Origin of the sequence: Pseudomonas sp. Pse1 (assembly GCF_024519635.1) — a bacterium.
Classification (GTDB): domain Bacteria; phylum Pseudomonadota; class Gammaproteobacteria; order Pseudomonadales; family Pseudomonadaceae; genus Aquipseudomonas.
Map to the genome: position 1 here is coordinate 1 of NZ_JALJRO010000119.1, position 307 is coordinate 307.

The 307-nt window shown below is 70.7% G+C and carries 1 protein-coding gene; it reads right to left on the reverse strand.

Annotated elements, in window-relative coordinates:
• The coding region (locus NR126_RS28660) for a hypothetical protein (protein WP_256832526.1) at positions 1 to 307 on the reverse strand (307 nt) is incomplete at both ends.

Sequence of the window (307 nt, forward strand, 5' to 3'; positions counted from 1 at the left end):
GCAGGCCCTTGACGCGGACATGGCCTTCTTCGCGCACGATGTCGGCGATCTGGCGCAGGAACCACGGCTCATAGGCGCAGGCCGCGTTGACCTCCTCGACCGTCAGGCCGTGGCGGAAGGCCTGGGCGATGACGCGGATGCGGTCGGGCGTGGGAACGCCCAAAGCGCGGACCACGGCGGCGCGGGCGGTCGCATCGTCCGCGGCGCCGGCGACGCCCTCGATCTCGATCTCGTCAAAGCCGGACAGGCCGGTCTCCAGACCGCGCAGGGCCTTCTGCATCGATTCCTGGAAGGTGCGGCCGATGGC